Source organism: Pseudomonas sp. GNP012, from assembly GCF_054343835.1.
On sequence record NZ_JBTGUU010000001.1, the window covers coordinates 1,082,821 to 1,103,203 of the forward strand.

General features: G+C 61.9%; 17 protein-coding genes. 14 read left to right on the forward strand and 3 right to left on the reverse strand.

From position 1 onward, the window contains the following. Positions 1–302 precede the first annotated feature (302 nt). From ACXX83_RS04800 to qhpG, 9 genes are all read left to right on the forward strand, one after another. Positions 303–1,898: a glycosyltransferase gene (locus tag ACXX83_RS04800; protein WP_458547680.1), complete on the forward strand. Its 1,596-nt coding sequence runs from the start codon at positions 303–305 to the stop codon at positions 1,896–1,898. After that, positions 1,892–3,196 (forward strand): glycosyltransferase, encoded by a 1,305-nt coding sequence (locus ACXX83_RS04805; protein WP_458547681.1) that lies wholly within the window; start codon positions 1,892–1,894, stop codon positions 3,194–3,196. The genes ACXX83_RS04800 and ACXX83_RS04805 overlap by 7 nt, the downstream gene beginning before the upstream one ends. Next, positions 3,193–4,059 (forward strand): class I SAM-dependent methyltransferase, encoded by an 867-nt coding sequence (locus ACXX83_RS04810; RefSeq protein WP_458547682.1) that lies wholly within the window; start codon positions 3,193–3,195, stop codon positions 4,057–4,059. Before ACXX83_RS04805 ends, ACXX83_RS04810 begins: the two co-directional genes overlap by 4 nt. Further along, entirely contained in the window at positions 4,056–5,213 is a 1,158-nt protein-coding gene (locus ACXX83_RS04815; RefSeq protein ID WP_458547683.1) for an acyltransferase family protein, read from the forward strand. Before ACXX83_RS04810 ends, ACXX83_RS04815 begins: the two co-directional genes overlap by 4 nt. Next, positions 5,207–6,040 carry a class I SAM-dependent methyltransferase gene (locus ACXX83_RS04820; RefSeq protein ID WP_102702014.1) on the forward strand — a complete coding sequence of 278 codons (834 nt, stop codon included), beginning with the start codon at positions 5,207–5,209 and terminating at the stop codon, positions 6,038–6,040. Before ACXX83_RS04815 ends, ACXX83_RS04820 begins: the two co-directional genes overlap by 7 nt. 292 nt (positions 6,041–6,332) lie before the next feature. Next, on the forward strand, positions 6,333–8,237 hold the full coding sequence (locus ACXX83_RS04825) for a sigma-54-dependent Fis family transcriptional regulator (protein ID WP_458547684.1): 1,905 nt from the start codon (positions 6,333–6,335) through the stop codon (positions 8,235–8,237). Continuing rightward, positions 8,237–9,955: an ABC transporter ATP-binding protein gene (locus tag ACXX83_RS04830; RefSeq protein WP_458547685.1), complete on the forward strand. Its 1,719-nt coding sequence runs from the start codon at positions 8,237–8,239 to the stop codon at positions 9,953–9,955. Before ACXX83_RS04825 ends, ACXX83_RS04830 begins: the two co-directional genes overlap by 1 nt. After that, positions 9,945–10,622, forward strand: a complete 678-nt coding sequence (gene qhpE, locus ACXX83_RS04835) for a subtilisin-like serine protease QhpE (RefSeq protein WP_458547686.1) — start codon at positions 9,945–9,947, stop codon at positions 10,620–10,622. The genes ACXX83_RS04830 and qhpE overlap by 11 nt, the downstream gene beginning before the upstream one ends. Then, positions 10,619–11,914 carry a flavin-dependent monooxygenase QhpG gene (gene qhpG, locus ACXX83_RS04840; protein ID WP_458547687.1) on the forward strand — a complete coding sequence of 432 codons (1,296 nt, stop codon included), beginning with the start codon at positions 10,619–10,621 and terminating at the stop codon, positions 11,912–11,914. The genes qhpE and qhpG overlap by 4 nt, the downstream gene beginning before the upstream one ends. 140 nt (positions 11,915–12,054) lie before the next feature. Here qhpG and ACXX83_RS04845 read toward each other — a convergent pair whose 3' ends face one another. Beyond that, on the reverse strand, positions 12,055–13,545 hold the full coding sequence (locus ACXX83_RS04845; protein ID WP_458547688.1) for an aldehyde dehydrogenase family protein: 1,491 nt from the start codon (positions 13,543–13,545) through the stop codon (positions 12,055–12,057). 489 nt (positions 13,546–14,034) lie between these two features. Here ACXX83_RS04845 and peaA point away from each other — a divergent pair, with 489 nt between their 5' ends. The 4 genes from peaA (at position 14,035) to peaD (ending at position 18,606) form a co-directional block, all read left to right on the forward strand. Further along, positions 14,035–15,615 (forward strand): quinohemoprotein amine dehydrogenase subunit alpha, encoded by a 1,581-nt coding sequence (peaA, locus tag ACXX83_RS04850; RefSeq protein WP_458547689.1) that lies wholly within the window; start codon positions 14,035–14,037, stop codon positions 15,613–15,615. 95 nt (positions 15,616–15,710) lie between these two features. Beyond that, positions 15,711–17,141: a quinohemoprotein amine dehydrogenase maturation protein gene (gene peaB, locus ACXX83_RS04855; protein ID WP_102701350.1), complete on the forward strand. Its 1,431-nt coding sequence runs from the start codon at positions 15,711–15,713 to the stop codon at positions 17,139–17,141. 1 nt (position 17,142) lies between these two features. Further along, positions 17,143–17,466, forward strand: a complete 324-nt coding sequence (gene qhpC / locus ACXX83_RS04860) for a quinohemoprotein amine dehydrogenase subunit gamma (RefSeq protein ID WP_007971075.1) — start codon at positions 17,143–17,145, stop codon at positions 17,464–17,466. Positions 17,467–17,487: 21 nt separating this feature from the next. Next, a complete protein-coding gene (gene peaD / locus ACXX83_RS04865) occupies positions 17,488–18,606 on the forward strand; it encodes a quinohemoprotein amine dehydrogenase subunit beta (RefSeq protein ID WP_458547690.1) in 1,119 nt (372 codons plus the stop codon). A gap of 140 nt (positions 18,607–18,746) precedes the next feature. On the opposite strand, the gene ACXX83_RS04870 is transcribed toward peaD, so the two are convergent. Continuing rightward, positions 18,747–19,148, reverse strand: a complete 402-nt coding sequence (locus ACXX83_RS04870) for a lysozyme inhibitor LprI family protein (protein WP_458547691.1) — start codon at positions 19,146–19,148, stop codon at positions 18,747–18,749. Positions 19,149–19,211: 63 nt separating this feature from the next. After that, positions 19,212–19,610 (reverse strand): GFA family protein, encoded by a 399-nt coding sequence (locus ACXX83_RS04875; protein WP_458547692.1) that lies wholly within the window; start codon positions 19,608–19,610, stop codon positions 19,212–19,214. A 199-nt stretch (positions 19,611–19,809) separates the two neighbouring features. On the opposite strand from ACXX83_RS04875, the gene ACXX83_RS04880 reads away from it, so the two are divergent. Beyond that, positions 19,810–20,298 carry an SRPBCC family protein gene (locus tag ACXX83_RS04880; RefSeq protein ID WP_458547693.1) on the forward strand — a complete coding sequence of 163 codons (489 nt, stop codon included), beginning with the start codon at positions 19,810–19,812 and terminating at the stop codon, positions 20,296–20,298. The last annotated feature ends 85 nt before the right edge of the window (positions 20,299–20,383 follow it).

Genomic DNA, 20,383 nt, shown 5'->3' on the forward strand with positions numbered 1-20,383 from the left:
CTGTGCCATTTGCTCGGCAATTTCAACAGGTCCAACCGTGACTGGTCAGTTCTCGTCAGCGTAGCCCGATTTATTCTCGTCGGGCGGTTCACGAACCCTCGATGGATGTGTTTAGAATGCCCCTCGTCACTATTACCCGGGGTTCGGCAGCGTCGCTTCGAAACTGCGAGAAACTGACCACTAAAACAAGAACGTAGACGGGCAGGAAGACGATGGGCGAGCGCCGGTAAACACGGGCTCGAACCGTGTCCTCCCCGTCATAGCGTGAGGCTGCCGGGATGGCGGCGTCACCGTGGGATGCCATGAATTTCATTCTTTACTCCGACGTCAACGACAGCTCCATCAGCCAGAGTCTCGGCCGTCCCGAGTACAGTTACTACTTTGTGCTCAAGGCGTATCGACCGCTGTTCGAAAGCCTGGGACCGGTGCATGTCGTGTCATCGGCCGCCGAAGTCGATCCGCTGTACCGGCAGTTGCAGCAGGCCGGTCAGGACTGCCTGTTCATTTCGTTCGCGCCGCCGCACAAGACCCCCACTGACTTGCAATGTCCGATGGTGTGCGTGGTCGCCTGGGAGTTCGACAGCATTCCCGCCGAGCACTGGGACAACGATCCACGGCAGGACTGGAGCCGGACACTGGCACGCCTGGGGCGGGTGATCACCTTGTCCACCCATACCGCCGAAGCCATCCACCGGACCCTGGGTGACGACTTCCCGGTGCTGGTGCTGCCGACGCCATTGTGGGAGCGCTTTGCCGACATTCGCCAGCAATACCCCGGCACGCCAGTGAACGCCGGTGCCACGCTGCAGATCAAGGGTTGCATCCTGGACAGCCGCTCGATGGGGTTGTCCGCCGATGGCCTGATCGCGCCGATCACCGAGCAACCACCCGTGGAAATCGTTGAGCCGGAGCCAATACCAGAACCAGAACCAGAACCAGAACCGCAACCCGCGCCGCCGTTGACCCTGCGGCGACGCGTCTTCATCACCAGGCATTACGTGCTGCTGTGGTATCGCGAAGCCATTCGCGATCTCGTGCCGGATGCCGTTCGCCCATGGCTGGCCAGGTTTCGCAGACCTCAGCCATTGCCGATCGAACCCGTCGTCAGTGCACCCGCCGTGCCGGATGAACCCGTCATCAGCGCAGCTTGCGCGCAGGACGAGCATCCACAAGCGGCTTTCCCCGACACCAGCCAAACGGTCGAAATCGTGGTCGACGGCGTTATCTACGTGAGCGTGTTCAACCCTGATGACGGGCGCAAGAACTGGCACCACCTGATCACGGCGTTCTGCTGGGCGTTGCGTGATGTAGAGGACGCCACGCTCGTGTTGAAGATGACCCAGAACGACCTGTCGACCTATTACGTCGAGCTCATCACCTTGCTGTCCCAACTCTCGCCCTTCGCCTGTCGCGTGGTGGTCATGCACGGTTATCTGCAGGACGAGCAGTTCGCCCGTCTCTATGGCGCGGCGAGTTACTACGTCAACGCTTCACGCTGCGAAGGCCTGTGCCTGCCGCTGATGGAATTCATGTCATGCGCGCGGCCGGTGATCGCCCCGAACCACACGGCGATGCGCGACTACATCGACGACCGCGTGGCCTTCGTCGTCAAGTCCAGCCAGGAGCCGACAATCTGGCCGGAAGACGCGCGCATCCTGTATCGCACCCTGCGCCACCGTCCGGATTGGGGCTCGTTGAAAATGGCTTACGAGAACAGCTACGCCATGGCAAAAAACCAGCCGGACGCCTGGCAGGCCATGGCGGACGCGGCCAGCGAACGCATGCGCGAATACTGCAGCTTCGCACCGGTACAGCAGCGGCTGGCGCTGTTCTTCAAACAGGAATCGGTCCGTGACGTCGTGCCGGTGGTTGCCGAAACGGGGGCTGCATCGTGCTGATCATCATTCATTCGGAAACCAACAAGAGCAACATCCAGCAGAACCTGGGGCGGCCCGAGTACAGCTATTACTTCGTCCTCAAGGAATTCCGCCCGGTGCTCGAACGGCTGGGGCAGGTGATCGAGGTCAGCAACCCCGACGAGTTGGTCGACCGGCTGTATTTCGATTGCCTGAGCCGGGGCGAAGACTGCGTGTTCCTGTCCTTCTCCCCGCCGCATCGCACGCCGGTCCACTACGCGTGCCCGACGATTCCGGTGTTCGCCTGGGAGTTCAGCACCATTCCCACCGAGAGTTGGCAGGGTGAACCGCGGCATGACTGGCGGATGGTGTTGGGCGCCTGCGGGACGGCGATCACCCACTCCAGCTTCACCGTGAATGCCGTGCACGATGTGATGGGCCGCGATTATCCGGTCAGTGCCATCGCGGCCCCCGTCTGGGACCGTTTTGCCGCCCGTGGCGAGCTGCTGGACAAGCGTCCGGTCGTGGGCCCCACGCGCCTGAACCTGCGCGGGCTGTTGATCGACAGTCGCACGGCGGACTTGCGCCCCTATGGCCCCGAGCGCTTGCGCGAGGGCACGCCGATCGCCTTCGATCAACCTCCGCGCGACTGCGAGCTGTTGCTCGAGGGCGTGGTCTACACCTCGGTGTTCAATCCGTACGACGGTCGCAAGAACTGGAAGGACATGATCAGTGCGTTCTGCAGCGCCTTTCGCGATACGCCCGACGCGACCCTGGTGCTCAAGCTCACGCACCATGACATCGCCAACGCACTGTCCGACATGATGCACCACGTCTACAAGAACCAGTCCTACCAGTGCCGCATCGTGTTGATCCACGGCTATCTGGCCGATATCGACTACGAGCGCCTGGTCGAGGCCACCAGCTACGTCGTCAACTGCTCCTACGGCGAAGGGCAATGCCTGCCGTTGATGGAGTTCATGTCCTGCGGCAAGCCGGCGATTGCGCCGCTGAACACCGCCATGGCCGACTACATCGACCGTGACAACGCGTTTATCGTCGAAAGCACCGATGAACTGACATCCTGGCCCCACGATCCTCGCGCAGCCTATCGTACCCTGCGGTACGTCACGGACTGGGACTCTCTGTGTACGGCTTTTTCTGCCAGCCATGACGTTGCCAGACAGGACGTCCAGCGCTATCAACGGATGTCGGCCCATGCCGTGCGAAGCCTGCAGGGATTTTGCAGCCAGGCCGTTGCCGAGCAGCGTCTGAAAGCCGTGTTCGAGCAGTTGCTGCAACGGCGTGAAGCAAACTGCGCACAAGCGTCTGACACATGATCCGGCGCCTGCTTGCGAAGTTGCGGCCTGCACCGGTGGTGGTCGCCGCACCCGAAACACGAGTCTCGCCCAGGGATATCGGTTTGTACGATGCCCTGCTCGACGGCTGGTTTCTGGGCGACAGCGGCGAACTGCTCAAAGGGTTTGCCATCACCGCCGACGACACCTTGCTGGATGTCGGTTGCGGCGAAGGCGTGGCGACCTTGTTTGCGATCCGCCAGGGTGCTTCGGTGATCTTCACCGACAGTGAATATGACAAGGTCCGCGAGCTTGCCCGGCAAGTGACGGCACAATCGGACCAAGCGAACCTGGGGCTGGTCAGCAACAGTTTGCCGCTGCCATTGGCCGATGGTTGCGCGAGCAAAGTCGTGTGCATGGAAGTGCTCGAGCATATCGACCAGCCGGAACCCTTCATGGCCGAACTGGTGCGCATGGGCCGCCCCGGCGCGCAGTACCTGCTAAGCGTACCGTCGCCGGTGGGCGAGCATTTGCAGAAAGGCATCGCCCCGGCCAGCTACTTTCAATCGCCCAATCATGTGCAGATTTTCACCCCCGAGCGGTTTGCCGCGCTGGTGGAGGACGCGGGCCTGGTCATCGAGCATCGCCAGGCCACCGGGTTTTTCTGGGTCATGGGCATGATTTTTTTCTGGGCCAGTGAACGCGCTGCCGGGCGAGACCTGGGGGGGGCGGTTCGCGACCGGATCCAGGCGCCGTACCCGCCGCTGATGGAGAGCTGGGCGAAAACCTGGCAGGACTTGCTGGCCCAGCCCGACGGGTTGGCGATCAAGCAGATGCTGGACCGGTTCATGCCCAAGAGCCAGGTGATCATTGCTCGAAAACCTCATGTCCAGGAGGGCGCATGAGCAACGAAAAACGGATCATGGACATCGAGTTGTTGCGCGGCATTGCGGTGCTTGGCGTGCTGTTTCACCACCTGCAGGACAGCCTGTTCGCGGCGGCTGTGCCTTTGCTGCAGACCATCACCCTGTACGGCCAGCCGTGGTGGGGCGTGGACCTGTTTTTCGCGATCTCGGGCTTTGTCATTGCCCGCAGCCTGATCCCGGCCATGCGCCGCTGCACAACGCGTCAGGAGTATTGGCAACAGACGCGCAATTTCTGGTTGCGCCGGGCCTTTCGATTGCTGCCGTCGGCCTGGTTGTGGCTGGCGCTGATGTTGCTGGCGTGTCTTTTTCTCAACCGCTCCGGCGCCTTCGGCACCCTGCACGCGAATATTCAGGCAACCCTGGCCGGCGTCGCGCAGTACGCCAATTTCCGCTTTGCCGACAGTTTTTATCACTACGAGTACGGCACCAGTTTCGTGTACTGGAGCCTGTCGCTGGAAGAGCAGTTCTACCTGCTGTTCCCGCTGATGATCGTGCTGTTTCGCAAACACCTTGTATGGGCTTTGCTGGCGCTGGTTGCGGTGCAGTTGTTCACCCTGCGCACGCCGATCCTGATGGTGGTGCGCACCGACGCGCTGGCCCTTGGCGTGCTGTTGGCGATGTGGAGTACGCAACCGTCGTACCTGCGCTGGGAGCCAACATTCCTGCGTCGTCCATGGGCGGGTGTCGCCGCACTGATCGCGGTGTCGCTGCTGCTCGGCTTCATGGCAACGGATCGCTTTACCTTCACCCATTACCGCATTGGTGTGATCGCGGTGCTGTGCGCAGTGCTGGTCTGGATCGCTTCCTACAACCGCGATTACCTGTGGCCGCGCGGCGTGCTCAAGAACCTGATGACGTGGGTCGGCAGCCGTTCCTACGGGATTTACCTGATCCATATCCCGGCCTACTTGCTGGTACGTGAATTCATTTTCCGTTTACAGGCTGCCGGGCTCCCCAGCCCGGCTGGCCATCCGATACTGATGTTGCTGATGGCTGGCGGCCTGATCGTGCTGCTGAGCGAACTCAACTATCGCTTCATTGAAATGCCCATGCGCAACCGCGGCGCCTCGCTGGTCAAGCGCCTGGACACCTCCCGAACAGCCGTCTCATCCTCTGGAGCCACCTCATGCTGAGCCTTTTGAAGAAACTCACGGCGGGCACGCCCGCGCCGGTGCAGCCAGAGATTGCGCCTGCGCCACCCGTAGCCGAGAAGGTCGACCCCTATATGCTCGGCCTGCACGACGCAATGCTCAGCGGCTGGTTCAATCAGCAGACCGGCGAACTGTTCAGCGGTTTCCCGGTGACCCCCGAGGACACACTGCTGGATGTGGGCTGTGGCGACGGCGGCAACGTGCATTTCTGCGGGATGCGCGGGGCGAAGATCATCATCGCCGATATCGACGCGGCCAAGGTCGAAGCGACCCGCCAGCGCCTGAGCGATACACCGGCCCGTGACGTCGAATGTCACGTCACCGACTGCAACCCGCTGCCGATTGCCGATGCGACCGCCACGCGGGTGGTGTCGACCGAGGTCATCGAGCATGTGGACGATCCGGCCCAGTTCCTCGCGGAGCTGGTGCGCGTCGGTAAACCGGGCGCGCTGTATCTGCTGAGCGTCCCGCACCCCAGTTCCGAAGACCTGCAGAAAGACATCGCGGCGGCCGAGTATTTCCAGAAGCCCAACCACATTCGCATCATCAGCGAAGAGCAGTTCAAGGCGATGGTCAGCGATGCCGGCCTGGAAGTGATCAGCCACAGCCAGTATGGATTCTACTGGTCGATGTGGATGCTGCTGTTCTGGGAAGCCAAGGTCGACTTCAGCAACCCGGACCATCCGTTGCTCAACCACTGGGCGGACACCTGGCAGGCGATCCTGGCGTCGCCCCGGGGTACACAGATCAAGCAGGCGCTGGATGCGGTGGTAGCCAAGAGCCAGGTAATCATTGCGCGTAAACCCTGATCCACCAGCGCTGCAAACGACGGCCTGCAACAGGCCGTCCGTCACCGCCATTCGGTGACCGGCGAGCATGCGCCGAAAGGCCGGCGCAACTTTCCTGGGCCAAACCAGCGACCGCATTTTTGCAGAAGCACTATGTTCGTCGGCTTACGACTGCTGCGCAGCCGAACGGGGCGGTGCGGCGATCCGACAAGCCCCCTCACTGCAGGACTTGCCATAGCCCTTCCGTTAACGTAAAGATTGCAGCAGGGCGCCGATGTATGAAGGCGCAAGGGCGGACGACCCGGAGCGCTTGATGACGCTAATAAAAACAAACTCCCCCAAATTGCATCGCGAAGCCCGGCTGGCCCGGGAAAAGCTGCACCTGGAAGGCGAAGTGCCGGATGGCGTCCTGCGTGCAGAAATCGATGCCTCATGGCGGCGCAGCCTGAGTCATGGCGTGCATTTCAATGCCAAGCACGAACTGGCGCTGGAATCGAGCGCCAGCCTGGACCTGTTATTGGCCAACAATCGCCTGCTGATCGACGCTGCGTTGCCGGCCATCGATTACCTGGCCGAGCGTCAGGGCAAGGAAGGGCTGATCATCCTCGCCAACTCCGACGCTACCATCCTCGCCGTCGAAGGCCGCGGCGACCGCCTCAAGGGCAGCGGCCTGCAGGACATCACCCTCGGCGCCTGCTGGAGCGAAGCGGTTCGCGGCACCAACGCCCTCGGCACGGCACTGGTGGAAGCGCGGCCGACCCTGATCGATTGCGGCGAGCATTATCTGGATCGCCTCAGTGATTTTTCCTGCACTTCGGTGCCGATCCATTGCCCACAGGGCGACATCCTCGGTGTTCTCGACCTGACCCGCGAAGGCCCGCTCGGCCGCGCCCACGACAGCACGGCGCTGCTGGCCATGGCTGTCAGCCAGATCGAAAGCCGGGTGTTCAATGCCAGTTACCCGGACGAAATCGTCCTCGCCTTCCACAGCCGTCGCCAATACCTCGAATCCCCGTGGCAAGGCTTGCTGGCGGTGAGTCTCGGCGGGCAGATCCTCGCGGTCAGCGCCCAGGCTTGTCAGTTGCTCCACGCCGAGCGCTCGGCCCTGATCGGTCGGCGCTGTGAGGAATTTCTCGGGGTCGACGGTCTGCAATTGTTGGCGCGCCTGCATCAGGGCGGCACCGGCAGCCTGCAGACCGCCAAGGGGGAGTTCTTCTATAAAACCCTGCGCGCGCCGCAACGCTCGATCAACGTCAGCAGCCCGCCGCGCACTGTCGCGAAACCGGCCAAGGCGCAACCGGATCTGGAAGCGCTCGCTGGCAGCAATACGCGGTACGCGCGTGCCTTGCGCATGGCCCGTCAAGGGCTGGCCAACGAACTGCCGGTCTTGTTGCTGGGCGAAACCGGCACCGGTAAAGAGGTGATCGCCCGCGCCCTGCACATGGCCGGCGCGCGCTGCGACAAACCCTTCGTGGCAGTGAACTGCGCGGCCATTCCCGAAGGCCTGATCGAGTCCGAACTGTTCGGCTACCGCGAGGGTGCGTTCACCGGTTCACGCCGGGGCGGCATGGTCGGGCGCCTGCAACAGGCCCATGGCGGCACCTTGTTCCTCGATGAAATCGGCGACATGCCCCTGGCCTTGCAGGCCCGACTGTTGCGGGTGTTGCAGGATCGCAAGGTCGCGCCACTGGGCGCTGGCGAAGAGCAGGACATCGACGTCGCGCTGATCTGCGCCACCCACCGCGACCTCAAGCGTCTGGTGGAAGATAAACACTTTCGCGAGGACCTGTTCTACCGGGTCAACGGCATCAGCGTGATGCTCCCGGCCCTGCGCGAACGCGAAGATTTCGCCGCGCTGGTCAGCCGCCTGCTGACGACACTGGGCGCGCCCGCCGTAGTCCTGCACGATGATCTCGATCGCTTGCTCAGCGGTTATCACTGGCCGGGCAACATCCGCCAGCTAGAGATGGTCCTGCGCACCGCGCTGGCCATGCGCGAACCGGGTGAAACCGTGCTGACCCTCGACCACCTGCCCGACAGCATGCTCGACGAATTGACCGCCAGCGAACGGCCCCAGGCCGGCAGCATCCGGGAAAACGAACTGGAGCTGATCCGTCAGTCCCTGGACACGCATCAGGGCAATGTCTCGGCCGCCGCCGACGCCCTGGGCATCAGCCGCGCGACCCTGTATCGCAAGCTCAAACAGTTGCGCTCCTGATGCAACGCCTGATCGTTCGGCTGATCGACAGCCAGAACCCCGAGGCCCTGCAAGCGTCGCTGCGCTGGCTGTACAGCTTCGTGCGCCCCCATCGCCTGGCGATTGCCGGGCTGCTGGGCTTGTCGGTCTGCGCTTCGGCGTTGGTGCTGGTGCAACCCTGGCTGACCAAACTGTTGATCGACGACGGCCTGTTGGCGCGCAACTTCCCGATGCTGGTGCTGATCGCCGGGCTGATGATCGTTGCCGGGCTGTTGGGCACGGCGCTTTCGGGCATCAACCGCTACCTGCATACGCGACTGTCCGGGCGCATGCTGTTTGCCTTGCGCGATGACCTGTACCGGCATCTGCAATCCCTGTCGCCGAGCTTTTACGGGCAGCGGCGCATCGGTGACCTGATGTCGCGACTCGATGGTGACGTCGCGGAGATCCAGCGATTCGCCGTGGACTCGCTGTTCTCGGCGGTGTCGAGCGTGATCGGTCTGGTGGTTGCCATCGCGATGCTGTTTACGCTGTCGTGGAAACTTTCGTTGCTGGCCCTGGTGCTGATCCCTCTCGATGTCCTCTGGCTGCGCTGGATGCGGCGCAAGGTCGAGCGCGATGTGCGGCAGCTGCGCGAGCGTTCGGCGGACATGTCGTCGTTCATGGTCGAGACCTTGCCGGTGATGAAGTTCATCCAGTCCGCCGGCCAGCAACAGCGCGAAGCGCGGCGCCTCGAAACACTGGGGCAGGGCTACATGAGCCAGTTGCTGCGCCTGCAAGTCACCGAGTTTTTCACCCAGGCCGTGCCCGGCACGCTGACCTCGCTGTCCCGGGCCTGCGCCTTTTTGATCGGCGGATACTGGGTGGTGCAGGGCACCTGGCAGCTCGGTGCGCTGATCGCGTTTTCCACCTACCTGGGGATGGCTGTGGGGCCGGTACAGAGCCTGCTCGGGCTCTATGTGGCGATTCAGCGGATGACCGTCAGCCTCGGCCGGGTCATGGAGTTGCGCGGCGAACAGGCGACCGTGTCGACGCCTGCCAGACCACGGCCGATGCCCGATGGCGGCGATCTCTGGTTCGACAACGTGCACTTCGCCCATCCCGGTCGCCAATCGACCCTGCGCGGTATCGAAGCGCGGATTCCCTACGGTTTGAAAGTGGCCCTCAGCGGCGGCTCGGGCGTGGGTAAATCCACCCTGATCGACCTGCTGCAACGCCATCACGATCCGCAATCGGGCCGGGTCCTGCTGGGCGACGTCGATGTGCGCGAGCTGGACCTTTTCCAGTTGCGTCGGCGCATTGCCATTGTCAGCCAGGACATCGTGCTGTTTCGCGGCAGCCTCGCCGACAACCTGGCTTACGCGGTGCCGGATGCCAGCCGCGAAGCGATTGCCGAAGTGGCGCGCCTGGCGCAACTCGACAGCCTGATCGAGTCCTTGCCCGAGGGCCTCGACAGTCCGCTGGGTGAACGCGGCCAGCAGTTGTCCGGTGGGCAGAAGCAGCGCATCGCGATTGCCCGGGCGCTGTTGCAGGACCCTTTGATTCTGGTGCTCGATGAAGCGACCTCCGCGGTGGACGAAGCCACCGAGCGCGAAGTCATCGACGCCATCGACCGCTTGTTTGCCGCACGCACGCGCATCCTGATCAGCCATCGCCCTTCAACCCTGGCCGATGCCGATCTGCGTTTCGAATTGCTCGACGGCGTGCTGACCTCGAAAACGGTGCTGCATGAAACCTGAGTTGCGCGTGGGGGTGGTGGACAGTGGCCATTCGGCGGCGCAAAGGGTGCAAGTGATCGCCGGTCGGCGCTTTTCATTGCTCGAAGATGGCCTGGCCGAGGGCGACTTGCGCGAAGACCCGCTGGGGCATGGCAGTGCGGTGATCGAGGCGATTGGCCGGCGAGCACCTTCGGCGCTGTTTTGCGTGGCCCAGGTGTTCGACCAGCGCGGTGTCACCAGTGCCCTGCAGATCGCCACGGCGATTGACTGGCTGGTGGCGCAGAACGTGCGACTGATCAATCTGAGCCTCGGCCTGCGCCAGGATCGCAGCCTGTTGCGCGCGGCCTGCGCGGCAGCGGTGGCCCGGGGCGTGCTGTTGTGTGCGTCGAGTCCGGCCCAGGGCGAAGGGGTGTTTCCGGCCAACTATTCGCAGGTGTTGCGGGTGACCGGCGATGCGCGCTGCGCCGAACAGGAATGGTCGTGGCTCAACAGCGCCCAGGCGGATTTCGCCGCCTGTGTGCATGGCACGTACCCGGGGCAATCCGGGGCGAGCCTCGGTTGCGCCGCGTTGAGCGGACACATCGCCGGGTTCCTCGTCGAGCAGCCTGATGCCAGCAATGAGCAGATCCTCGAGTTTCTGCGACAGAACGCACGTTATCGCGGCCCCGAACGGCGTTCCGGACCATGACTGCGATTGTGATTCTGGGTGCGGGGCCGGCGGGCGCGGCGGTGGCCTTGGGGCTGCGGCGACTGGGTTATGCCGTGACACTGGTCAGCGAGTGGCGCCGCTTTGCTGCTCTGGAAGGCGTGTCCGTGCGGGTGCTGGAAGCGTTACATGGCGCAGGCCTGCAAAAGGCGTCGGCGCAAGCGGCGTTGCCTTCCCGGCGACAGGTGAACTGGAACGGCCAGCAGCATGCGCAGAACGTTGAATACCTGCTCGATCGCCCGACCTTTGATCGCGGCTTGCGCGAGGATTTGCGCTTGGCTGGAATTGATCTTGTTGAAGGTCGAGTGCTGTCGGTACAGACCTGCGCGAGCGGACATCGAATCGAGATCGACGGCCACGAATCGCTGGTAGCGGACTTTCTGGTGGAAGCCCGCGGACGCCAGGCGCCGACCCTCGGTAAAGGCTTGCGCGGCCCCGAGACCGTCAGTCTGCTCAATCGCTGGCAAGGTACGCCGGGCAGCACCGTCAGCGCCGTGGAAAGCCTTGCGGACGGCTGGGCATGGATGGCGCGGCGCGCCGACGGCCAGTGTTACTGGCAATGGACGGTGGACGTGGCTAGCGCCGGGTTGCCGGGCAAGGCGATGTTGCTCGATTACTGCCGGCAAAGACGTGGGGAGTCGGCAGTGGCTCGTGGTTTTTTCGGCGGCGAACCGGAGCTGGATTTGCAACTGCATGCCCGCAGCAGCACGGCGATTCTCAACCCGCAGGTGTGCGGCGATAACTGGATTCGGGTCGGTGACGCGGCGATGGCCGTGGACCCGTTGTCGGGCAATGGCATCTTTCAATCCCTCTCCTCGGCGTTGCAGGCGCCGACGGTGATCAACACGCTGTTGTGCAAGCCTGAGCGAGCGGCTCTGGCCCGGCGTTTCCACGAGCAGCGGGTGGAACAGCTGTTTTTGCGTTTTGCGCGGATCGGCCGGGATTTCTATGCTGATGAGCACCGTTGGCTGGATCAGCCATTCTGGCAGGCACGACGGCAATGGCCGGATACTGAAATTGCCCATGCCGAGGCAGATTTCAATGCCCTGAGAATCGAACTCGCACCGGTGTTGCGTGACGGATTTGTCGACGAGGCCGAGGTGGTGATCACGGTGGATCAGCCGCTGGGGATCTGGCATGTGCAGGGGGTTGAGGTGGCGCCACTGGTGCGGCGATTGCGCACTGAGCCGGCTGAGCAGGTGTTGGCCGGTTTGACCGTCGAACAGGGGAGGATGGTTCGGGGTTGGTTGTTGGCTCAGGGATTCAAACCCTGAGATTTGAGCTGTCTGGACCGACCTCTTCGCGGGCAAGCCCGCTCCCACAGTGATTGGTGTGTTGCCCAAAAATGCAACTACACCACAAAACCCTGTGGGAGCGGGCTTGCCCGCGAAGGCGGCCTAAAGGACGCTACAAATCACAACTTGATCAACACCGACTTCAACTCGGTGTAATGCTCGATCGCCGCATACCCCATTTCACGCCCGACCCCGGACATCTTGTAGCCGCCGAACGGCAACGCCGGTTCCAGGGCGCTGTGGCAATTGACCCACACCGACCCCGACTTGATGCGTGGAATCATCCGGTGCACCGCCGCCAGATCATTCGACCAGATGCTCGCCCCCAGGCCGTAGGGGCTGTCATTGGCCATGCGCAGGGCATCGGCTTCGTCGTCGAACGGAATCGCCACCAGCACCGGGCCGAAGATTTCTTCCTGCACCAGTGAGTGCTTCTGATCGACATCGACAATCACCGTCGGCTTGACGAAAAAGCCCGGCCCGAACTGCTCGCCGCCGCAGGCGATGGTCGCACCGCTTTCCCGGCCCTTTTCGATGTACCCGTAGACGCGTTCCTGCTGGCGCGCCGAGATCAAGGGGCCCATGTCGACGCTCGGGTCCAGGCCGTTGCCGAGTTTCATCGCGTTGGCAATGTCGCTGATGTCCGCCACCACATTGTCGAAGTGCTTGCGCTGCACATACAGCCGCGAACCTGCGCAGCAGACCTGGCCCTGATTGAAGAAAATCGCGCTGGCGGCCCCGGCCGCGGCGGTTTTCAGGTCGGCATCGGCCATGACGATCGTCGGCGACTTGCCGCCCAGTTCCAGGGTGACCCGGGTCATGGAGTCCATGGCGATCTTGCCGATCTGCTTGCCCACCGCGGTGGAGCCGGTGAAGGTCAGTTTGTCCACCAGCGGGTTGTGGGTCAGGGCGGAGCCTGCGGTAATGCCGGTGCCGGTGACCACGTTGAACACGCCTTCGGGATAACCGGCCTCCAGCACCAGCTCCGCTAGTTTAAGTGCGGTCAGCGGGGTTTCATCGGCGGGTTTGAGTACAACCGTGCAACCGGTGGCCAGGGCCGGGCCGAGTTTCCAGCAGGCCAGCAGCAGCGGGAAGTTCCAGGCAACGATGGCACCGACCACGCCCACCGCTTCTCGACGGATGAAGCTGTGGAACTGATCGTCGGGCATCAGCGGTGCCGACACGTCAACCGTCGAGCCTTCGATCTTGGTCGCCCAGCCGGCCATGTAGCGCAGGAAGTCGATGGCCAGTTGTACGTCCATCACCTGGGCCACGGCGGCACTCTTGCCATTGTTCAGGCATTCCAGCTGTGCCAACAGTTCGGCGTCGCGCTGCATCAGGTCGGCGAGTTTCCACAACAGGTTCTGCCGCTCCCGGGGGCGGGTGCGGGTCCAGGACGAATCGTCGAATGCCTGGCGGGCGGCAAGTACAGCGCGATCGACATCCTCCGGCGTTGCCCGTGGCACCACGCACAGCACTTCACCGGTGGCCGGATTGTGCAGGGGCATGGTCTGGCCGTCGGCGGCCTCGACCCATTCACCACCGATGAGCATGCGCGGGGCGCGCTGGATGAATGCCGAAGTGGCGGGAAGCAGGTGTGGGAGCGACATGATGAAACCTCGTCTTGTTCGTGTGGCGAGGTCTTTCGCAATGGCTGTGCCAGTTGTGCTTGTTTGATTGGAACCCTGATCGGATGGGCCTATTGGGCTATTTGCCCATGACAGGGGAACCAGTGAGCGTCGCAAATTGCGACAGCGAGGATCAAAAGATCGCAGCCTGCGGCAGCTCCCACACGAAAATCGGCGTGCACCTGTAGGAGCTGCCGAAGGCTGCGATCTTCTGATCTTGATCCTATGCTTGTCTCAGAGTGCAACAGATGTCGCGATATTAGACGCAACCCCCCCGCCTGCGGCCGAGGCAAAACACCCAATATTTTTCCAAGCGACTGATAAATATCACTATTCATAAGCTGGCACGCTCCGTGTATTGCTCATCGCAGACGTTTCTCCTGCCTCCGTCAGCGGTTCACCGCCGACGGCAGAAACCATAAAAACGATAAGCCACAACAATAAGAACGCACCGTGCGAGGTTCGACGTTGATGAAGAGAAAACTCCGATCAGGCATGAGCGCCAGCCTGCTGGCCGTAGCCGCTTGTGTAGCGCTGCATTCGCCTCACAGCCTGGCAGCCCGTGACGCCCAGACCATCCTCAAGGAAACCTGTCAGGGCTGTCATACCCCCGAAGCCGATAACGCCCTGAGCCGTATCAGCCACCAGCGCAAGACGCCGGAAGGCTGGCTGATGAGCATTGCCCGGATGCAGATCATGCACGGTTTGCAGATCAGCGATGACGACCGCCGCACGCTGGTCAAATACCTGGCCGACACCCAGGGCCTGGCACCGAGCGAAACCGACGGCGTGCGTTATGCGCTGGAACGCCGGCTCAATACCGTTGAGCAATTTGATGAGCAGACCAGCCAAATGTGCGGCCGCTGCCACTCCGGTGCGCGGGTGGCCCTGCAACGGCGGCCCGCCCAGGAGTGGGAACGTCTGGTGAACTTCCACCTCGGCCAATGGCCGTCACTCGAATACCAGGCCCTGTCCCGCGACCGCGACTGGTTCGATCTGGCCCGCAAAGAGATGGTGCCGCTGCTGGCCAAGCGTTATCCGCTGGACAACCCGGCCTGGAAAAAATGGCAGAGCGCCGCGCCGAAAAGTGAGGCCCTGGCGGGTGACTGGAGCTTCAGCGGCCACTTGCCGGGCAAAGGTGAACTGGCCGGTGTCATGAGCGTGACGGCCGACGGCAGCGACACCTTCAAGGTCAGCGTCAAAGGCCAGTACGCGGACGGCTCGCCGTTCAATGGCGACGGCAGCGCGATTCTCTATACCGGCTATGAATGGCGCGGCAACGTGACCATCGATGGCGTGGCCATGCGCCAGGTGTTCGCAGCGCAGGGCAATGGAATGCAGGGCCGCATGTTCGAGGCCGAGCACGACGAGCGCGGTCTGGACTTCGTCGCCGCCAAACAGGGTTCCCAGCGTTTGCTGGCGGTGCAACCGGGCTACGTGAAGGCCGGCAGCGAAACCGAAGTGACCCTGATCGGCAGCGGTCTTTCCGGAAAACCGAACTTCGGCAAAGGCGTGGAAGTGGTCGAAGTCGTCTCGCAGAGCCCGGAGCAGATCAAGGTCAAGCTCAAGGCCGCCGCCAATGCCCAGCCGGGCGCGCGTGCAGTCACCATCGGCACGCTGAAAGGCCCGAGCCTGTCGGTGTACAGCAAGATCGATGCAGTCAAGGTCGTGCCTGAGTTCTCGGTGGCGCGGATCGGCGATGGTGGTGGATCGACGCCGAAAGTCCAGGGCCGTTTCGACGCGGAAGCCTGGGGCAAGGGCGCCGATGGCAAGCCGTATCGCATTGGAGTGTTCCCGGCGCAGTGGAAGGTCGAAGCCTTCGACGACCGTGCCAGGGAAGACGAAGACGTCAAGTTCGCCGGCACCATGCAGGCCGACGCGGGCGTGTTCACCCCGGGCGATGCCGGGCCGAACCCGGCACGCAAGATGTCCACCAACAACGCCGGCAACCTCAAGGTGATCGCCGCCGTCGACGACGCAGGGAAATCCCTGACCGGCGAAGGCCACCTGATCGTGACCGTGCAACGCTGGAACAATCCACCCATTCCGTGATGTTGAAACCTGAGCTGCGTTGAAAACAACGGCTTCAGACACTTTTCGGAATGACCGCAAGCCCCGCAAACCGGGGCCTGCACAGGAGGTTTGCAATGGGCGCTATCTTGAATCTGGTCGAACGCAACCTGCACGAAGTGCAGGTCGATGCCGACCGTATGCTGTTTCACATCCCCAGCAGTTCGCTGTTTGCCAGCGATGAACTGACGGGCACCATCATCGATACCTTGCGTGGTCCCGGCTGCTCCTCGGACGACCTTATCCAGCGCCTGGCGGCGCGCTTCAACGGCGAGGAAATCACCGAGACCCTGCGCGAGCTGATGGCCCTGGAACTGGTCAGCGACGGCTCGCCGCTGACCCCGGACATCGCCACCAAACGGGTCGAGCGCACGGCGATCAACACCGTGGTGCTCAACGTCAACACCGGCTGTAACCTGAGCTGCACCTACTGCTACAAGGAAGACCTCGACAAGCCCTCGGCGGGCAAGAAGATGGACGTCGAAACGGCCATTGCCTCGGTGGAAATGCTGCTGCGCGAATCCCCGGACGAAGAGCGTTTCACCGTGGTGTTCTTCGGCGGCGAACCGCTGAGCAACCGCAAGCTGATCGAGTACATGGTCGATTACTGTGAGAAGCGTTTTCGCGAGGCCGGCAAGTTCGTCGAATTCGTCATGACCACCAACGCCACGCTGCTCACCGAAGAAACCGTGGACTACCTCAACGCCCACCGTTTCGGGCTGTCGGTGAGCATCGACGGGCCGAAAACCGTGCACGACCGCAACCGCATCACCGTGGGCGGGCAGGGCACCTATGACGTGGTGCGGCGCAAGGCCGAAATGCTGCTGTCGCGCTACAACAGCCGTCCGGTGGGTGCGCGGGTGACCCTGACCACCGGCGTGACCGACGTTGAAACCATCTGGGATCACCTGTTCAACGAGCTGGGTTTCGCCGAGGTCGGATTTGCCCCGGTAACTTCCGGCGACATCAGCACGTTCAACCTGACCAGCGACGAGTTGATCGAAGTCTTCGCCAACATGAAAAAACTCGGTCGACGCTATCTGGAAGCGGCGCTGGAGCACCGCAACATCGGTTTCTCCAACCTGCACCAGTTGATCACCGACATCCACGAAGGCCACAAAAAGGCCCTGCCGTGCGGCGCGGGCCTGAAGATGCTGGCGGTCGATCACAAGGGCGAGCTGAACCTGTGCCACCGCTTTACCGGTTCGAGCCTGCCGACCTTCGGCAACGTGCACAGCGGCGTCAAGCAGGTGGAGTTGAACGACTTCCTGTCCCAGCGCCTGGACCGCACCAATACCGGTTGCGAAGACTGTCAGATCCGTAACCTGTGCTCCGGCGGTTGCTACCACGAGAGCTACGCCCGCTACGGAGACCCGACGCACCCGACCTATCACTACTGCGAACTGATGCGTGACTGGGTCGACTTCGGCATCGAGGTCTACACCCGGATCATGGCCCATAACCCTGCGTTCATCAGCAGTTACATCACTCCGCGCAAGGCTCACTGATATGAAACATCTCAAGGCAATCAATAACAAAGCGTTGAAGCTGGATCAGGCCGCGGACGAGAACCGCATAGAAGAAGTGGTGGCCATGAGCTCCGTGGCGGGCTGTGCCTCGACCACTGACCCGGGCTGGGAAATCGATGCATTCGGCGGTGTGTCGTCGCTGTGCCAGCCGATGGAGGCCGATCTCTACGGTTGCTCCGACCCGTGCTGGTGGCCTGCCCAGGTGCCCGACATGATGAGCACCTACCCGGACTGGAACAAGGATGCCCAGGCGTCCAACGAAAACTGGCGCAACCTCGGCACTGTCTTCCCCAAAGACAAGTGATCACAGAAGAAGGATTCCAGCATGCGTAACATCAAAGCCTGCGGCCTGGCCGCGATCGCCGTCCTGAGCAGCTGTTCTGTCAGTGTTCTGGCCGATGAAAACACCGCGCTGCAAGTCGGTCACGAATACATGGTGACCACCAACTACCCGAACAACCTGCACGTGATCGACCTGGCCACCGACACCCTGTTCAAGACCTGCAAGATGCCAGACGCCTTCGGCCCCGGCACGGTGCAATTGTCGCCGGATCGCAAGACCGCCTACGTGCTGAACAATCACTATGCGGATGTCTACGGCGTCGAACTGGACAACTGCAAGCAGGTGTTCCACGCCAGCATCACCCAGAAGCCGGGGGAGAAGGCCAAGTCCATGTTCGCCTTCACGGTCAGCCACGACGGCAAGGAGCTGTACACCATCGCCAACCCGACGCTGATGATGAACGACCGCTACGAAGTGCAGCAGCCTCGGCTCGATGTGTATTCGACCGACGCCGGGATGGATGCCAAGCCGGTGCGCAGCTTCCCGGCGCCAAGGCAGCTGACCATCATGCAGAGTGGCGACGATGGCACCTTGTATGTGGCGGGGGCGGACGTCTACAAGGTCAATGTGCAGACCGGCAAGTTCGACGTGCTGATCCCCAGCCGTCACTGGAAACGCCCGAACTACAGCGCGCCGGACGTGCTCTACGTGTGGAACCAGCAGACGTATCGGCATGATTTCTCGCTGCTCTACACCGCCGCGAAATTCAAGGACAAGAAGCAGGACCCGGCCACCGCCGAATACCTGTATGGCCTGTTCAGCGTCGACCTGAAAACCGGAAAGACCGAAACCACCGACTTCGGGCCACTGACGGAAATCTATTTCAGCGGCATGCGCTCGCCCAAGGACCCGAACCTGATGTTCGGCGTGCTCAATCGCCTGGCCAAGTACGACATCAAGGAGAAGAAAATGCTCCAGGCGGCGACGCTTGATCACTCCTACTACTGCATTTCCTTCAACAAGGACGGCAGTAAGATCTACCTGGCCGGGACGTTCAACGACGTGGCGATCTTCGATGCCGACAGCCTCAAACAGACGGGCAGCATCAAATTGCCGGGCGGGGACATGGCGATTACCACGGCGCAGATATTTGTCCGGTAATTGCGGCGACTGAACCGACGCCTTCGCGGGCAAGCCCGCTCCCACAGTGGATTTGTGGTGTGGTCACTATTGTGTGAACACCGCTGAACCCTGTGGGAGCGGGCTTGCCCGCGAAGAGGCCCTCAAAAACTCTGAAAATCTTAAACCCCCGGCACCGGACAACTCATATCCCCTTCCTGACACTTCAGGTAGTTCTTGAACGTCTGAATCCGTGCCTTGGTCAGTTCCGTGGTGCAGTTGCTGTAGATCAGCGGATACACACTCCCGCCTTCCACCCCGGACGCCGAGAACTTGCACTCGGCATCGCGGAACGCAACCCACGCCCGCTGTGCACCCACCAGCAGTTTCTTGTTGTCCGGGTTGCCCTTGAATCGCGAAGTGATCTGCTGGTACAGCGCATTCAATTCCTTGTCGGCGGCCGCATTCTGTTGCGCCGCGCACTGGTTCATCGTCGCCTGGTCGCTGGCGTTGTCGCAGTCAACGGCGACAGCCATGGAGGTGAACAGCAGGGGCGTCAATGCCAATAGTAAGCGTGGGTTCATGCCGGATTACTCGCTGTGACCGAATGTTGAGGTGCAGTGTAGCGCTGTGACGGATTCAGCCCGCTACGCTTGCCACTGCGCATGCTTTTCCACCGATGGGCATTCAAGCCAAGGCACATCATGAGACGTCCAGATATGCGCTTGGGGTGTCATTTTCGGGTCATCATCCAGTGTCGCCACACGAACAATCACGTGAGGCTGGACCGGCCGCTCGGCCATCAGGTGTGAACCGCAGACCGAACAGAAATATCGAAACTTGCCCGGCGACGATTCGTAGCGACTCAGGCGATCCTCGCCTTTGATCCAGCGAAAGTGCTCGCGCATGACCCCGGCGGTCGATGCAAACGCTGCCGCGTGAGCCTTGCGGCAGGTCTGGCAATGGCAGTGGCTGATGGGCATGTCGAGGCTATCGAGTTGGTATTCGATGGTTTTACACAGGCAACTGCCGCGCAGTTTTTTCATGGACGACTCCTTTCGTGGGGCGATCTGGAGGGAGAACGTTAGCAGTTTCGAGCCTCTGACTTTTCACCGACCCCAGAACTTATCTGCGCAAATGCAACCGAATATCTCGGACATGGTTGATTGCGCATCCCGATTGGTACAACTTTAGGGTTGGTCTTGTGGTCTTACTGACCTACTGTTCAAGTACAGGAGGTGACTTATGAACCCCGCATCTGATCGCATCGAAAGGAAAATCCTGCTCAAGGCCAAGCGTTCGCAGGTCTGGCGCGTGCTGGCCAATGCCGAAGAGTTCGGACAGTGGTTTGGCGTGGAGCTGAAAGGCAAGCGTTTTGTGGCTGGCGAGTGGACCCAGGGGCAGATTACCTACCCCGGTTATGAGCATTTGCGCTGGAATGTACTGGTGGAGCGGGTCGAGCCGGAACGGCTGTTTTCGTTTCGCTGGCACCCTTATGCGATAGAGCCGGAGTTCGACTACTCCCAGGAACCCACCACCCTGGTGAAATTCGAACTTGAAGACATGGATGAAGGCACGCTTCTCAAGGTGTTCGAGTCGGGTTTCGACCATATTCCCCAGAGTCGTCGCCTAAAGGCGTTCCGTATGGACAGTCGTGGTTGGGATGAGCAGATGATCAACATCGAACAGTTTCTTGTGGAAAAGACCAAGGCCCACGAGCTTCAGGGCGACTGACCAGCGCCTGGCAGTCGAAATCCAGCTGGAAGTCCTGAAACTCGTAGCCTCCAGGCTCGACGCCTGAAGCATCTAAGGGTTTTCG

What these genes read in the sequence shown, in the direction of transcription:
- ACXX83_RS04815 (WP_458547683.1), top strand. Translation starts at nt 4,056, where the DNA reads ATGAGCAACGAAAAACGGATCATGGACATCGAGTTGTTGCGCGGCATT.
- ACXX83_RS04880 (WP_458547693.1), top strand. Translation starts at nt 19,810, where the DNA reads ATGAACCCCGCATCTGATCGCATCGAAAGGAAAATCCTGCTCAAGGCC.
- ACXX83_RS04825 (WP_458547684.1), top strand. Translation starts at nt 6,333, where the DNA reads ATGACGCTAATAAAAACAAACTCCCCCAAATTGCATCGCGAAGCCCGG.
- ACXX83_RS04870 (WP_458547691.1), bottom strand. Translation starts at nt 19,148, where the DNA reads ATGAACCCACGCTTACTATTGGCATTGACGCCCCTGCTGTTCACCTCC.
- qhpC (WP_007971075.1), top strand. Translation starts at nt 17,143, where the DNA reads ATGAAACATCTCAAGGCAATCAATAACAAAGCGTTGAAGCTGGATCAG.
- ACXX83_RS04875 (WP_458547692.1), bottom strand. Translation starts at nt 19,610, where the DNA reads ATGAAAAAACTGCGCGGCAGTTGCCTGTGTAAAACCATCGAATACCAA.
- ACXX83_RS04820 (WP_102702014.1), top strand. Translation starts at nt 5,207, where the DNA reads ATGCTGAGCCTTTTGAAGAAACTCACGGCGGGCACGCCCGCGCCGGTG.
- ACXX83_RS04800 (WP_458547680.1), top strand. Translation starts at nt 303, where the DNA reads ATGAATTTCATTCTTTACTCCGACGTCAACGACAGCTCCATCAGCCAG.
- peaA (WP_458547689.1), top strand. Translation starts at nt 14,035, where the DNA reads ATGAAGAGAAAACTCCGATCAGGCATGAGCGCCAGCCTGCTGGCCGTA.
- peaB (WP_102701350.1), top strand. Translation starts at nt 15,711, where the DNA reads ATGGGCGCTATCTTGAATCTGGTCGAACGCAACCTGCACGAAGTGCAG.
- ACXX83_RS04810 (WP_458547682.1), top strand. Translation starts at nt 3,193, where the DNA reads ATGATCCGGCGCCTGCTTGCGAAGTTGCGGCCTGCACCGGTGGTGGTC.
- ACXX83_RS04830 (WP_458547685.1), top strand. Translation starts at nt 8,237, where the DNA reads ATGCAACGCCTGATCGTTCGGCTGATCGACAGCCAGAACCCCGAGGCC.
- ACXX83_RS04845 (WP_458547688.1), bottom strand. Translation starts at nt 13,545, where the DNA reads ATGTCGCTCCCACACCTGCTTCCCGCCACTTCGGCATTCATCCAGCGC.
- peaD (WP_458547690.1), top strand. Translation starts at nt 17,488, where the DNA reads ATGCGTAACATCAAAGCCTGCGGCCTGGCCGCGATCGCCGTCCTGAGC.
- qhpE (WP_458547686.1), top strand. Translation starts at nt 9,945, where the DNA reads ATGAAACCTGAGTTGCGCGTGGGGGTGGTGGACAGTGGCCATTCGGCG.
- qhpG (WP_458547687.1), top strand. Translation starts at nt 10,619, where the DNA reads ATGACTGCGATTGTGATTCTGGGTGCGGGGCCGGCGGGCGCGGCGGTG.